The organism is Pseudomonas asiatica (assembly GCF_040214835.1).
Taxonomy (GTDB): domain Bacteria; phylum Pseudomonadota; class Gammaproteobacteria; order Pseudomonadales; family Pseudomonadaceae; genus Aquipseudomonas; species Aquipseudomonas putida_Z.
Map to the genome: position 1 here is coordinate 4317491 of NZ_CP157874.1, position 13214 is coordinate 4330704.

At 63.4% G+C, this 13214-nt stretch carries 13 protein-coding genes; 7 read left to right on the forward strand and 6 right to left on the reverse strand.

The features are described from left to right. Positions 1-97 precede the first annotated feature (97 nt). A complete protein-coding gene (locus ABNP31_RS19355) occupies positions 98-466 on the forward strand; it encodes a GNAT family N-acetyltransferase (RefSeq protein WP_350012674.1) in 369 nt (122 codons plus the stop codon). Here the strand turns inward: ABNP31_RS19355 and def are convergent. From def to ABNP31_RS19370, 3 genes are all read right to left on the reverse strand, one after another. Beyond that, entirely contained in the window at positions 421-957 is a 537-nt protein-coding gene (gene def / locus ABNP31_RS19360; RefSeq protein WP_013973724.1) for a peptide deformylase, read from the reverse strand. The genes ABNP31_RS19355 and def overlap by 46 nt on opposite strands. Next, entirely contained in the window at positions 954-1913 is a 960-nt protein-coding gene (locus ABNP31_RS19365) for a YihY/virulence factor BrkB family protein (protein ID WP_025340186.1), read from the reverse strand. The genes def and ABNP31_RS19365 overlap by 4 nt, the downstream gene beginning before the upstream one ends. 219 nt (positions 1914-2132) lie before the next feature. Continuing rightward, positions 2133-2312, reverse strand: coding sequence for a CsbD family protein (locus ABNP31_RS19370; protein ID WP_015271319.1), 180 nt, complete (start codon positions 2310-2312; stop codon positions 2133-2135). Between the two features lie 186 nt (positions 2313-2498). Between ABNP31_RS19370 and ABNP31_RS19375 the strand changes: the two genes are divergently transcribed. Beyond that, a complete protein-coding gene (locus ABNP31_RS19375) occupies positions 2499-2879 on the forward strand; it encodes a hypothetical protein (RefSeq protein WP_238066816.1) in 381 nt (126 codons plus the stop codon). On the opposite strand, the gene ABNP31_RS19380 is transcribed toward ABNP31_RS19375, so the two are convergent. Then, a complete protein-coding gene (locus ABNP31_RS19380; protein ID WP_013973728.1) occupies positions 2880-3716 on the reverse strand; it encodes a CvfB family protein in 837 nt (278 codons plus the stop codon). A 130-nt stretch (positions 3717-3846) separates the two neighbouring features. Between ABNP31_RS19380 and ABNP31_RS19385 the strand changes: the two genes are divergently transcribed. Beyond that, positions 3847-4707 (forward strand): DUF6279 family lipoprotein, encoded by an 861-nt coding sequence (locus ABNP31_RS19385; RefSeq protein WP_085663928.1) that lies wholly within the window; start codon positions 3847-3849, stop codon positions 4705-4707. A gap of 129 nt (positions 4708-4836) precedes the next feature. Here the strand turns inward: ABNP31_RS19385 and aceK are convergent, their stop codons facing one another. After that, on the reverse strand, positions 4837-6552 hold the full coding sequence (gene aceK / locus ABNP31_RS19390; RefSeq protein WP_346616520.1) for a bifunctional isocitrate dehydrogenase kinase/phosphatase: 1716 nt from the start codon (positions 6550-6552) through the stop codon (positions 4837-4839). 248 nt (positions 6553-6800) lie between these two features. On the opposite strand from aceK, the gene ABNP31_RS19395 reads away from it, so the two are divergent. Both ABNP31_RS19395 and ABNP31_RS19400 read left to right on the forward strand, forming a co-directional pair. Then, positions 6801-7676, forward strand: a complete 876-nt coding sequence (locus tag ABNP31_RS19395) for a DMT family transporter (protein WP_025340189.1) — start codon at positions 6801-6803, stop codon at positions 7674-7676. A 13-nt stretch (positions 7677-7689) separates the two neighbouring features. Beyond that, positions 7690-8148 carry a DUF4265 domain-containing protein gene (locus ABNP31_RS19400; RefSeq protein WP_025340190.1) on the forward strand — a complete coding sequence of 153 codons (459 nt, stop codon included), beginning with the start codon at positions 7690-7692 and terminating at the stop codon, positions 8146-8148. A 3-nt stretch (positions 8149-8151) separates the two neighbouring features. Here the strand turns inward: ABNP31_RS19400 and ABNP31_RS19405 are convergent, their stop codons facing one another. Then, complete coding sequence (locus ABNP31_RS19405; protein WP_085663923.1) at positions 8152-9033, reverse strand: DMT family transporter; 882 nt, start codon at positions 9031-9033, stop codon at positions 8152-8154. A gap of 590 nt (positions 9034-9623) precedes the next feature. On the opposite strand from ABNP31_RS19405, the gene pvdO reads away from it, so the two are divergent. Together pvdO and ABNP31_RS19415 are read left to right on the forward strand one after the other, a co-directional pair. Further along, positions 9624-10484, forward strand: a complete 861-nt coding sequence (gene pvdO / locus ABNP31_RS19410) for a dihydropyoverdine dehydrogenase (RefSeq protein WP_238066819.1) — start codon at positions 9624-9626, stop codon at positions 10482-10484. A gap of 126 nt (positions 10485-10610) precedes the next feature. After that, a complete protein-coding gene (locus ABNP31_RS19415; RefSeq protein ID WP_085663921.1) occupies positions 10611-13091 on the forward strand; it encodes a TonB-dependent siderophore receptor in 2481 nt (826 codons plus the stop codon). The last annotated feature ends 123 nt before the right edge of the window (positions 13092-13214 follow it).

The following is a 13214-nucleotide window of genomic DNA, read 5'->3' on the forward strand; positions in this document are numbered from 1 at the left end:
GGCAGGGCGCGCAATTTCTGAAAATTTGTACTGTTCGATACTTTCGGCCCCGGAACGCCGGCTGCTGGACCACTTTTACCGCCAGCACGGCTCACGCATGCGTGCTGCGGGCGATGCTGAGCTGTGGGTGGCGCGGGGCCCCGGCATCATCGCAGGCTTGAGCCTGAGCCCGGTGGGCGATGGCTTCTGGCTGACCGGGTTGTTCGTCGACCCCCAGCGGCGCAGCCAAGGGGTGGCCGGGCGGTTGGTCGAGGCGGCGCTGGCGCAGGCTGGCGGGCCCACCTGGCTGTTCTGCCACCCGGACCTTGCGCCCTTCTACCAGCGCCTGGGCTTCGACATCGCCCTGCAGCTGCCGCAAGCCCTGGCTGGCCGCCTGCAGCGCTACCAGCGCAGCAAGCGGCTGGTGGCACTGCAACGGGGTCAGTCGTCGCTGGCGTCGAGCCCGGGGAACAGCACCTCGGTGTAGCCGAACCGGGAAAAGTCCTGGATGCGTGACGGGTACAGCCGACCGATCAGGTGGTCACATTCATGCTGCACCACCCGCGCATGGAAGCCGTCGGCAAAGCGATTGATCGGGTTGCCCTGGGGGTCGATGCCTTCATAGCAGATGTGCTTGAAACGCGGCACCACGCCGCGCAGGCCGGGTACCGACAGGCAGCCTTCCCAACCGTCCTCGATCTCGCTGGACGTCGGCGTGATGACCGGGTTGAGCAGGATGGTCTGCGGCACCGGTTCGGCATCCGGGTAACGCTCGCTGCGCTCGAAGCCGAAGATCACCAGCTGCAGGTCGATGCCGATCTGTGGTGCGGCCAGGCCCACGCCGCCCACATGGCGCATGGTTTCGAACATGTCGTCGATCAATTGCTGCAGTTCGGCACTGCCGAGCATGTGCTCGGGCACTGGCGGGGCGATGCGCAGCAGGCGTTCGTCGCCCATCTTGAGAATGTCACGGATCATCGGGGGTTCGGCTCGGAAGATTGCTGCTCGCTCGGTACAGGGTGCTCATGGCCCAGCACGGTAATGGTTTCGCGGGCCTTGTGCTCATCGGCGTCCTTCTCGCCAGGGTTCTTGCCCTCGCTCGACATGTGCTCGATCACTGCGTTCATCTCCGCGCCCAGCAGCAAAACGGCGGCGGAGATATAGAAATACAGCAATAGCACGATGATTGCACCGATACTGCCGTACATGGCGTTGTAGTCGGCAAAGGTCTTCACATAGTAGGCAAAGCCCAGCGAGGCCAAGATCCACACCACCACCGCCAGCACCGAGCCCGGGGTGATGAAGCGGAACTGCTGCTTCACATCGGGCATCACGTAGTAGATCAGCGCCACCGCCACCATCATCAGGATGATGATCGCCGGCCAGCGCAGGATGGTCCACACCGTGACGATCACCTCCTGCATGCCGACCTGGGCGGCAATCCACTCCATCACCTGCGGCCCCAGCACCATCAGCGCCGCAGCCACCAGCAACATGCCGGCAATGCCCACGGTGTAGATGATCGACAACGGAATGCGCTTCCACACCGGGCGGCCCTCGGGCACATCGTAGGCGGCGTTCATCGCGCTCATCATCAGGCGCACACCGGCCGATGCGGTCCACAAGGCAATCACGATACCCACCGACAACAGCCCGCCCTTGGACTGCTGCAACTGGTCGATCACCGGGTTCACCTGCTCCAGTGCCTGGGGTGGCAGCACCAGTTCCGATTGCAGGCGCAGCCAGGAGAAGAAGTCCGGCAGGTGCAGGAAACCGATCAGGGCGATCAGGAACAGCAGGAACGGGAACAACGAGAACAGCATCTGGTAGGCCAGTGCGGAAGCGTAGGTCGACATCTCGTCGTCGAGGAATTCCTTGACGGTGCGTACCAGCACGCGGTGCAGGGGCAGGCCGCGCAGGTCGGGGAAAATCATAGCGTCTCCTTTCGCCGCTTGATTCGTGTGTACCACGGTAAGTCTAATAGACCATGCCGCTGCTGTGCTGATCCCGGCCATGCTGCAAGAATTTGCTTACGCCAGTAGCGGCCTCTTCGCGGGCACGCCCGCTCCCTCAGGTACTGCACAGTGCTTGAAATCTGTTCGGTACCTGTGGGAGCGGGCGTGCCGCGAGAAGGCCGGGACAGGCCACTCACATCAAGGCTTTTTCACCGCGTCCTTCACGTTGCCCTTGATCTGTTGCCCCTCGCCCTTGAGCTCCTGCGCTTCACCCTCGGCCCGCAGCCGCTCGTTGTCGGTCACTTTGCCGACACCCTGCTTGACGTTGCCGATCGCTTCGTTGGCCAGGCCTTTCGCTTTGTCTTTGGTACCGCTCATGGCAAAACTCCTGCAATTGGGGGCACGTGGACCGTGCCGACAGTCGGTGGACCCGACGCCTTCGCCAAGCGTTCCAAGAGTTTTTTTGCCCTCGAGCCGAACGGCAAGGCGGTTGGCAAACCTTGCCCCGCTACCCGCCACCCCTCACAATGCAGGCCTTCATAGCGTCAACCCGCAGGAACCTGCATGAAACTCGACAAACCCGCCGCCATCGCCCGGCGTAACGAAGCACTGGCCCGCCCGGTGCTGACCAGCAGCAACACCCTGTTCGCCATCCTCGATCACAAGCGCAACCTGTGGTGGTTCGAGGTGCCGGTGGCGCTGCTGCGCAAGGGCCAGCCCGACTGGGTCAACCTGCTGCTGCACACCCCGGAAAGCGACGAGCTGCAGCACCTGAAGGTGCCGACCAACTTCCTGCGCGCTCACCAGGAACAGATGGAAGTGCGCAACCCCGGCAAGCGCCGCTCGACCATCAGCCTGGCCCTCAGCGCCGACCGCGACTCGCTGCTGCGCGACACCCGCCCGGGTGGCGAGCAGCTGGACTTCCGTACCTTCGTGCAGGCCTGATCAGGCCTTCTCGATGCGATCGTCATGGATGACGATGCGGCCCTGCTTGAACAACCCGCCAATGGCCTTCTTGAAGTTGCCCTTGCTGACGTTGAACAGCTTGCTGATCAGCGCCGGGTCGCTCTTGTCGCACACCCCCAGCACCCCGCCTTCGGCCTCCAGGCGCGCCATGATCTGCTCCTGCAGGCTGTCGGCCAGGGCAGCACCCACCGGTTGCAGGCTCAAGGCGATCTTGCCGTCCGCGCGCACTTCCTTGATGAAGCCCTTCTCGTGCATGCCCGAGCGCAGGAACTTGAACACCTCGTTCTTGTGGATCAGGCCCCAGTGGCGGTTGTTGATGATCGCCTTGAAGCCCATCGGCGTCTCGCCGGCCACCAGCAGCTCGACCGGCTGACCTACCTGGTAGTCCGCCGGGGTGCGGTCCAGGTAACGGTCCAGGCGTGAGGTGGCGGTGATGCGGCGGGTGCGCTTGTCGAGATACACGTGCACCACGCAGTAGTCGCCGATCTTCAGCGGCCGCGCCTCTTCCGAGTACGGCATCAGCAGGTCCTTGGACAGGCCCCAGTCGAGGAAGATGCCGGCACCGTTGATGTCCTTGACCTTGAGGCTGGCGAACTCGCCAACCTGCACCTTGGGCTTCTCGGTGGTGGCGATCAGCTGGTCTTCGCTGTCCAGGTAGATGAACACGTTCAGCCAGTCATCCACTTCGGTTTCGGCGTTTTTCGGGATGTAGCGCCCGGGCAGCAGGATCTCGCCGTCGGCGCCGCCGTCCAGGTACAGGCCGAAGTCCACGTGTTTCACGATTTGCAAACTGTTGTAACGCCCAAGCAGAGCCATTTCCGATGTTCCTCAAGACAAGGCGGCTATTCTACACCTGAAGCCAGCGCGCCGCCCGACCGCTGATGCAGTGGAACCGTCAGCGTCCCTCTTGCGTCTACCGTCTGGCCAGCACCGCAAGGAACAGCCCATGCCGCTACGCCTGTCCAAAGCCCTGCTCGTCGCCATCGGCTGCGCCCTGGCCCTGGCCGCCTGCAGCCGTATCGACCTGGCCTACCGCAACCTCGACCGCCTGGTGCCGTGGTCGCTGGGCGACTACCTGGCCATGAACAGCGAGCAGAAGGCCATGCTTGACGACCGCCTGCGGGAGCACCTGGCCTGGCATTGCAAGACCCAGCTGCCTGGTTACCTCGACTGGCTGGACCGGGTACGCGGCATGGTCGCCGACGACCAGGTGACCGACCAGGCCCTGCAGCAGCGTACCCGCGAAGCCCGCGAGGCGATTGGCCGGGTAGCCGAGGAAATCACCCCTTCGGCCACCGAGTTGCTGCGCGGCATGAGCGATAGCCAGGTGGCGGAGATGCGCGAGGCGTTCCGCGAGGACATCAGCGAACGGCAGAAGAAGTATGTGGATACGCCGCTGGACAAGCAGATCGCCCGCCGTACCGAACGCATGGAGAAACGCCTGACGCCGTGGTTTGGCGAGCTGACCGCGGTACAGAAGCAGCGCGTGCAGGCCTGGTCCCAGGCGCTGGGCGACCAGAACCGCGAATGGATCGCCAACCGCGCGCACTGGCAGCAGCAATTGCTGCTGGCGATGAACCAGCGCAACGACGCCAGCTTCGAGCCACGCCTGGCGACGTTGTTGCAGCGCAAGGAGAGTTTGTGGACGCCGGAGTACCGGGCGGCGTATCAGAATACCGAGCAGCAGGCGCGCAGCTTGCTGGTGGACCTGGTGCACCAGAGTACCCCGCAGCAGCGGCGGTACCTGCAGGAACGGTTGGGCAAGGTGCGTACCGATTTCAGTGAATTGAAGTGTTTGAAGGGGTAATTGGGAAAAGCAGGCCCGGCCTCTTCGCGGGTAAACCCGCTCCCACAGAGACCTCACTGGTTTCGAATCCTGTGCCGTACGTGTGGGAGCGGGTTTACCCGCGAAGGGGCCAGGCCTGCCAAAGCACAGTCACCGCCCCTTGCGCCGATACGGAAACACATCGATCACCTTCCCTTCACGAATCGCCGCCTGCAGCCCCTTCCAGTAATCCGCGTCGTACAACTCCCCATGCAGCCGGCTGAACAAGCGCCGCTGGCCGATATCGGCAAACAGGAACGGCGGAAACTCCTCGGGGAACACGTCATGCGGCCCGATCGAGTACCACGGCTCGCCCGACATCTCGTCCTCCGGGTAACGCGGCGGCGGGATATGGCGGAAGTTCACCTCGGTCAGAAAGCTGATCTCGTCATAGTCATAGAACACCACCCGGCCATGGCGGGTAACGCCAAAGTTCTTCAGCAGCATGTCGCCAGGGAAGATATTCGCCGCCGCCAGCTGCTTGATGGCCAGGCCGTAATCCTCCAGGGCCTCCAGCACCTGGCCCTCGCTGGCGTGTTCCAGGTACAGGTTCAGCGGCGTCATGCGCCGCTCGGTCCAGCAGTGGCGGATCAGCACCGTGTCACCCTCCAGCGCCACGGTCGATGGCGCCACCTCCAGCAGTTCGGCCAGGCATTCCGGCTCGAACTTGCTACGCGGGAAGCGAAAATCGGCGAACTCCTGGGTATCGGCCATGCGCCCGACGCGGTCGACGCTTTTCACCAGCCGGTACTTGTCGATCACCGTGGCACGGTCGACCGTCTTCGACGGTGAAAAGCGGTCCTTGATGATCTTGAACACGGTGTTGAAGCCCGGCAGGGTAAACACGCTCATGACCATGCCGCGTACCCCCGGCGCCATGACGAAGCGGTCGTCGCTGCTGGCCAGGTGGTTGATCAGCGCCCGGTAGAACTCCGACTTGCCGTGCTTGTAGAAACCGATGGAGGTGTACAGCTCGGCCACGTGCTTGCCCGGCAAGATGCGCTTGAGGAAGTTGACGAACTCCGCCGGCACCGGCACATCGACCATGAAGTACGAGCGGGTGAAGGAAAAGATGATCGATACCTCGGCCTCGTCGGTGATCAGCGCATCGGCCTCGATACCGTGCCCTTCGCGGTGCAGCAGCGGGATTACCAGCGGCCACTGCTCGTCGCTGTTGAACAGCCGGCCGACCAGGTAGGCGCCCTTGTTGCGGTACAGCACCGGCACAAACAGCTCCAACGCCAGTTTCGGATCCTTGCATACCCAGTCCGGCAGGCACTCGCGCAGCTGATCCTCCAGGCGCGCCAGGTCGCCTTCCAGGTCGCCGTACGGCACTTCGAACGGGTAATCGCTGAACACCGCCCGCAGCAGGCTCTTGAGCCCAGCATCAGGCCGATAGGTGCGGGTTTGCGCGGCGCGCTCACGGCTGCGCATGGACGGTCGGGTGGTGTGGATGAACATGCAGCCGTCGCTGATCAGGTCGTGGCTGAACAGGCTGCAGAACAGCGAGTTGTACCAGGTCTCGGACAGCTCGTCGTCCAGCCTTGGGTCGATCAGGTGGATATAGGCGTTCTTCACCAACGGCCAATGTTCCACATCCAGCAGCACGTCCTCGGCAAAACCATTACGCAGCCAGCCGTTGACCTCGGCGACCTTCTCTTCATAGAGATTGATGCGGGCGGCAGAGGCACGCTGGATATCCTGCCAGCGCGCCTGCTCGAAGCGCTTGCGGGCACCGAGGGTTATGCGCTGGAAGTGGTCGCGGTAGTCGTCGAAGCCGGCGAGGATCATTCGGGCGATTTCGACAGCGGGCCAGGGCTGGGGCATGCGAAGACCTCGGTGCAAGGGTGAGATACAGAGCTTAGTCTGCCTGTCCGGAATACGGCGCCTGTGCCGGCCTCTTCGCGGGTAAACCCGCTCCCACAGGTTCTGTGCAATGCTCGGCCCTGTGGTAATCCTGTGGGAGCGGGTTTACCCGCGAAGAGGCCGGCACAGGTTTACACCGCAAGAAAGCACAAGAATCCCCAGCCCCCCTGGCGTACACTCGCGCCCCTGCCCTGCCTCCGGAGACCGTTGTGAGCCCCATCGCCCTAGCCCGCCTGCTGACCCTTGCCGCCGTCTGGGGGGCGAGCTTCCTGTTCATGCGCATCATCGCCCCCGAGCTGGGCACGGTGCCGACGGCGTTCTTCCGTGTGTCCATCGCCTGCCTGGGCCTGGTTGCACTGCTCGCTGCCGCCCGCGTGCGCTGGGACTTCCAGGGCAAGCTCGGCGCCTGCCTGGTGCTGGGCATGATCAACTCCGGAATCCCCGCCACGTTCTACTCCGTGGCCGCCCAGGTGCTGCCCGCCGGCTACTCGGCAATCTTCAACGCCACCACGCCGCTGATGGGTGTGCTGATCGGCGTGCTGTTCTTCCGCGAACCGATGACCCTGGCCAAGCTCTGCGGCATCTTCCTGGGCCTGTTCGGCGTCGGCATCCTCAGCGGCGCCGGCCCGGTGGCCCTGGACCTGGCCCTGCTGCAAGGCGCCCTCGCCTGCCTGGCGGCCACCACCTGCTACGGCTTTGCCGGCTTCCTTGCCCGCCGCTGGGTCAGCGGCCTGGACAGCCGCCTGTCGGCACTGGGCAGCATGCTCGGCGCCACCCTGATGCTGAGCCCGCTGTTCGCCTGGAGCGCGCTGAGCCAGCCACCTGCCAGCTGGGGCGGCTGGCAGGTGTGGCTGTCGCTGCTGGGCCTGGGCCTGCTGTGCACAGCGTTCGCCTACATCCTGTACTTCCGCCTGCTGGAGGAGATCGGCCCGGTCAAGGCCAGCACCGTGACCTTCCTGATCCCGGTATTCGGCGTATTGTGGGGGGCGTGGCTGCTGGACGAACCGTTGTCGATGGCGCACCTGTACGGCGGCCTGCTGATTGGCCTGGCATTGTGGCTGGTGCTGCGCCCGGCACGCAGCTGAAACGGGGTACAGGATGAACGACGCGTACAAGAAGGTCCTGTTCCGCCTGGAGCAGGACGAAAACGGCTACCCGCCCGCCTCGGTCGAGGGCCTGTGGGCCAAGGCCGTGGAAGGCGGCTATGCCGTCGACAACATTCCCTTCCATGTCTACGGCATCGCCCCGGGCGACGTGATCGGCACCCGTGAGGAAGCCGGCGAAACCTGGTTCGCCGAACTGCGCCACAGCAGCGGCAGCTCGGTGTTCCGGGTTATCGTCAAGCCCCCGGAAACCCTGGACCAGGTACGCGCGGCCTTGCACGACTTCGGCTGCAACTGCGAAACCGAGCAGGCGGTGAAGATGCTGGCGGTCGAGGTCCCGCCGCAGCGCTCGCTCGACACCTTGCTCTACTACCTGCTCACCCAGCGCGAAGCCGGCCTGCTGGACTTCGAGGAAGGCGTATTGCGCCACGCCATCCCCGAAGAGTTCCGCTAGGACCTACGCCTCGGCCAGGCGCGCGGCGGGCTTGCGGAACACGAACAGCAAGCCCACCACGATCAGCCCCATGCCCAGCAGGCTGAGCGGCGCCAGGCGGTTGCCGAAGATCAGCAGGTCCATCACCGCGGTCACTGCTGGCACCAGGTAGAACAGGCTGGTGACATTGACCAGGTTACCCTTGGCGATCAGCCGGTACAGCAGCAGGGTCGCCAGTAGCGAGACCACCAGCCCCATCCACAGCAGCGCGCCGACGAAACCACCAGTCCACTCCACATGCAGCGGCTGCAGCGGCGCGAACAATGCGCACATGGCAAAGCCGGCCAGGTACTGCAGCGGCAGCGTGCCCATTGGGTTGTCGGTGATGCGCTTCTGCAGGATCGAGCCGAAGGTCATGCTGGCCAGCGCCAGCAAGGCGAACAGCATTCCCGCCAACGACACCCCGCCCAGGTTGATGCCCTGGTAGACCACCATGATCAACCCGCCAAGCCCCAACCCCAGGCCGAACAAGCGGCTCCAGGAGCGCTGGCGCTCCATCAGCACCACGGTCAGGATCGGTTGTACCCCCATCACCGTGGCCATGACGCCGGGGGTGACATGGGTATCGAGCGCCAGCAGGTAGAAGATCTGGTAGGCGCCGAGCAGCACACAGCCAGTGCCCAGGGCCCGCAGGATGGCCCCGCGACTGCGCGGCCAGCGCAGCCCCAGCAATGGGCCGATCAGCAGCAGGCCGGCCAGGGCCAGCGCCGAGCGCAACAGCAGGAAGGCAAACGGGCTGGCATGCGCCAGGCCGAGCTTGGAAACGATCGCCCCGCTGCTCCACAGCAGGACGAACAGGCTGGTAGTGGCCGCCGAGGCCACGGATGCTTTGCTAAAGACAGACATGTATTGCCACCTGATTCAAGGCGAATAAGCCAGACGGACGGCGTGCGCTTCAGCGTGGGAAGTCGCCGACCGTGTTCAGTAGGTTGCGTGTGCGAAGGGATGCGGCCAGAAACCGATCAGCCCAGCACGACCACGCAAGGAGGCGGAGCTACGCCGCCTACGACGCCACTGACAGGTGGTGGTGGATAGTGACTGATCATCGCCGGCTGCTGGCAGCCACGCACGACCATGCCCGCGACTGGCGCGATGGCAAAGCTTGTGGTGGATGGGCTGGCTGGCATGAACAGGTCTTCGGGAAGAGAACAGTGGGCTGGACTATAGCCCGGTGCCCCATGCCTTGCAACCACTGCCTACGGTACTCGCGGGAACAGCTTTTGTGGGAGCGGCCTTGTGTCGCGAAAGGGCCGCAGAGCGGCCCCAGCAATATCTGCGGCGAAGCTGAGAGTGTGGGGCCGCTGCGCGCCCCTTTCGCGACACAAGGCCGCTCCCACAATAAGACCGCGCTACCTTGGATGTTGGTTAATTTCTCACCGCCCCGGCTCGTCTGAATGCGAAACGCAGCCCGCATTCACCCGTTTCGAGGACCACCGATGAACGTATCCGCCTGGCTCTACCGGCCAGCCCAGATCATCTGCCTGCTGCTGGTCAGCGCCTACGCCCACGCCGCCAAGCCCGGCGACGTGTTCAAAGACTGCAAGGACTGCCCCGAGATGGTCGTGCTGCCCGCCGGCAGCTACGTGATGGGGGCCCCTGACGACGAAGTCGGCCGCCAGCCCGACGAGGGCCCGCTGCACACCGTGACCTTCGCCAAGCCCTTCGCCATGAGCCGCTACCAGGTCACCGCCGGCGAACTGGACGCCTACATCAAGGCCACCGGCACCGTCATCAAGAGCGGCGACGACCGCCCCGGCCGCTGGTGCGAAGCCAGCAAGCCCAGCTACAAGCAAGGCCCCCGCCAGCCGGCGGTGTGCGTCGACTACGACGAAGTGCAGGCCTACACCCGATGGCTGGCGAAAACCACCGGCAAGCCATACCGCATGGTCAGCGAAGCCGAACGCGAATATGCCGCCCGTGGCGGCTCCAGCGGCCCGTTCCCCTTCCCCTTCGACGAACCGGGCAAGTACGAGATCAGCAAGCACGCCAACACCTATGGCCCCAAGGACGGGCATACCTTCACCGCCCCGGTGGGCAGCTACCCGCCCAATGCCTTCGGCATGTACGACATGCACGGCAACGTCTACGAATGGGTCGCCGACTGCTACCACGACAGCTACGAAGGCGCCCCCACCGACGGCAGCGCCTGGATCCAGGACCCCAAGTGCATCCGCGCGCACATGCGCGGCAACGACTGGGGCGAGCCGCCGATCTTCTCCCGCTCGGCCAACCGCAACGACCGCCTCAAGACCACCCGCGGTGACTTCCTCGGCTTTCGCGTAGCACGCGAACTGTGAAGTTGTGACGCGGTTAACGCAGCACCGGCCAAAAAAATCGCCAATAAGAATCGTTCCGGTTTTTAACAGGTGCTGCGTCCTATAGCTGACATAGAAAAAAACCCTCTGCCAACGAGACCGCAATAGATGTCCAAGTCCCTCCCCGGCCCGCTCAACCCGCTTGCCAAAGCATTACTGATCCGTCATTCCCTTCGTCCCCAGCGCGCGTTCACACGCATCGGCCTGGGCCTGGCGATATCCGCTGCGATGGTTGCCCAGGTGCAGGCACAGGAGTGGACCCTGGATATTCCCGCGCAGTCGATGAACTCGGCGTTGCAGGCACTGGCCAAGCAGACCGATACCCAGTTGCTGTACAGCCCGGAGGACATCAGTGGGCTGCGCTCCACGGCCCTCAAGGGCCGGCATGACCTGCAGTCTTCGTTGCGGACATTGCTGCAAGGCACCGGGCTGCGTTACCAGATCGATGGCAACACCGTGACGGTGACGGCCAGTTCGGGCGCACAGGCCGGCCAGGTCGAGCTTTCGGCGACCAACGTCAATAGCGTGGGCCTTGGTGCCACTACCGAAGGCACGGGCTCCTACACCACCGGTGTGACCAACACCGCCACCAAGATGAACCTGTCGATCCGTGAAACGCCCCAGTCGATCAGCGTAGTCACCCGCCAGCGCATGGACGACCAGCAGCTCAACAGCGTGACCCAGGTGCTCAACCAGACACCCGGCATCACCATGTCCCAGGACGGTGGCCTGCGCTACAACATCTATTCCCGCGGCAGTGCCATCAACACCTACCAGCTTGACGGCGTGACCACCACCCAGGAAAACCAGACCCGCAACATGCCCAGCACGTTGCTGGACATGACCCTTTACGACCGCGTCGAAATCGTCCGCGGCGCGACCGGCCTGATGACCGGTGCGGGTGAACCCGGCGGTGTGGTCAACCTCATTCGCAAACGCCCGACCCGCGAATTCCAGTCGCATATCCAGGGCACTGTCGGCTCCTGGGACTCCTACCGCAGCGAAGTCGATGTTTCCGGCCCCTTGACCGAGGGTGGCAACCTGCGCGGGCGCATGGTGGCGGCCAAGCAGAAAAGCGGCAGCTTTCGCGACTGGTACAAGGAAGACAAGGACATCCTCTACGGCGTTCTCGAAGCGGACCTGAACGACGACACCCTGGTACGTTTCGGCGTCGACTACCAGAAGTTCAAAGCCACCGGTTCACCGGGTGTACCGTTGTTGTTCACCAACGGCAAGCAGACCAACTTCTCCCGCTCGACCAGTTCCGGCGCCCGCTGGATGTACGACGAGCTGGAAACCACCAACTATTTCATGGCCGCCGAGCATTCCTTCGCCAATGACTGGCAAATCAAGCTGGCCGCGAACTACATGGATTCCAATCGCGATAACTACAACGGCTCATACCAGACCACGACGAACCGAGCATGGATTGATGAAGCAACCGGCGCCGCGAGAATGCTGCGCTACAATGCCGAAGCCGATCAGACTCAACGCGGCGTGGACCTGACCCTGCAGGGGCCGTTTTCCCTGTTCGGGCGCACTCACGAGTTCATCACCGGCTTCAACTATCAGGATTACAAGAACGATCACACCGGTTATGACGTTGGCAGCACAACCGTCAACTTCTATGACTGGGACAACTACCTGCCTCGGCCAACCGAGACTGGCGCACTTGGGGAAATTCTCAACATCAAGAGCAGCCAGCGCGGCACCTACGCGGCATTCAAGTTCAACCTGATGGATGACCTGAACGTAATCGTGGGCGCGCGCACCTCCGACTATGACTACGACTATTACTACTGGCCTACCTCATTCGGATCGCCGGACGTCAAGATGCACGAGCGGGGTGAGGTAACACCGTACGCGGGCATCACCTATGACCTGACCCCTGAGCAATCGGTGTACGCCAGCTATACCGATATCTTCAAGCCACAATCAAGCCGCGATAGCAACGGTTCGGTCATCGGCCCGGTCGTAGGCGCCAACTATGAAGTGGGCTGGAAAGGGGCATTCTACGACGGTCGTCTGAATGCCAGCACGGCACTGTTCCTGGTCAAGCGCGACAATTTGGCAGTAGTGGACAACGGTGTGCTGGTGAACGGCACGGTAAAACAGGATGGCTCGGGAGGCGAGCAAGCCTACAAGGCTGCAAAGGGTACCGAGACCAAAGGTATCGACCTGGAGCTTTCGGGCGAAGTACTGCCTGGTTGGCAAGTCATGACCAGCTACAGCCATGCCCGCACGGAAGACGCCGAGGGCGAGCGCCAGCTGACGCAGTACTCCATGGACACTTTCCGCTTCTGGAACACCTATCGCTTCCAGGGTGACTGGAACAGGCTGACCGTGGGTGGCGGGGTGTCCTGGAACTCCAGCATGTCGCTCTACTACACCAACCTCAAAGCCCGAGCCACCCAGGATGACTACACCGTTGCCAGCCTAATGGCGCGCTATCAGGTCACCGACCATCTGGCCGCCACTCTGAACCTGAACAACATCTTCGACGAGAAGTACTACTCGGGTATCGGCGGCAGTGTTGGCCATTACGGTGACCCGCGTAACGCCACCATGAGCCTGCGCTACGACTTCTAGGCCGACAGCCACCTGTACCGTTGTAATCGAAGCGGCGTCATCCACACAGGATGACGCCGCTTTTTTCGTCTCGGTGGCGACACTGCCGACATGAAAAAACCTGTGGGGCCCACGTTGAACGCG

What these genes read in the sequence shown, in the direction of transcription:
- ABNP31_RS19380 (WP_013973728.1), bottom strand. Translation starts at nt 3,716, where the DNA reads ATGGCTCTGCTTGGGCGTTACAACAGTTTGCAAATCGTGAAACACGTG.
- def (WP_013973724.1), bottom strand. Translation starts at nt 957, where the DNA reads ATGATCCGTGACATTCTCAAGATGGGCGACGAACGCCTGCTGCGCATC.
- ABNP31_RS19405 (WP_085663923.1), bottom strand. Translation starts at nt 9,033, where the DNA reads ATGTCTGTCTTTAGCAAAGCATCCGTGGCCTCGGCGGCCACTACCAGC.
- pvdO (WP_238066819.1), top strand. Translation starts at nt 9,624, where the DNA reads ATGAACGTATCCGCCTGGCTCTACCGGCCAGCCCAGATCATCTGCCTG.
- ABNP31_RS19370 (WP_015271319.1), bottom strand. Translation starts at nt 2,312, where the DNA reads ATGAGCGGTACCAAAGACAAAGCGAAAGGCCTGGCCAACGAAGCGATC.
- ABNP31_RS19375 (WP_238066816.1), top strand. Translation starts at nt 2,499, where the DNA reads ATGAAACTCGACAAACCCGCCGCCATCGCCCGGCGTAACGAAGCACTG.
- ABNP31_RS19385 (WP_085663928.1), top strand. Translation starts at nt 3,847, where the DNA reads ATGCCGCTACGCCTGTCCAAAGCCCTGCTCGTCGCCATCGGCTGCGCC.
- ABNP31_RS19355 (WP_350012674.1), top strand. Translation starts at nt 98, where the DNA reads ATGCGTGCTGCGGGCGATGCTGAGCTGTGGGTGGCGCGGGGCCCCGGC.
- ABNP31_RS19400 (WP_025340190.1), top strand. Translation starts at nt 7,690, where the DNA reads ATGAACGACGCGTACAAGAAGGTCCTGTTCCGCCTGGAGCAGGACGAA.
- ABNP31_RS19365 (WP_025340186.1), bottom strand. Translation starts at nt 1,913, where the DNA reads ATGATTTTCCCCGACCTGCGCGGCCTGCCCCTGCACCGCGTGCTGGTA.
- ABNP31_RS19415 (WP_085663921.1), top strand. Translation starts at nt 10,611, where the DNA reads ATGTCCAAGTCCCTCCCCGGCCCGCTCAACCCGCTTGCCAAAGCATTA.
- aceK (WP_346616520.1), bottom strand. Translation starts at nt 6,552, where the DNA reads ATGCCCCAGCCCTGGCCCGCTGTCGAAATCGCCCGAATGATCCTCGCC.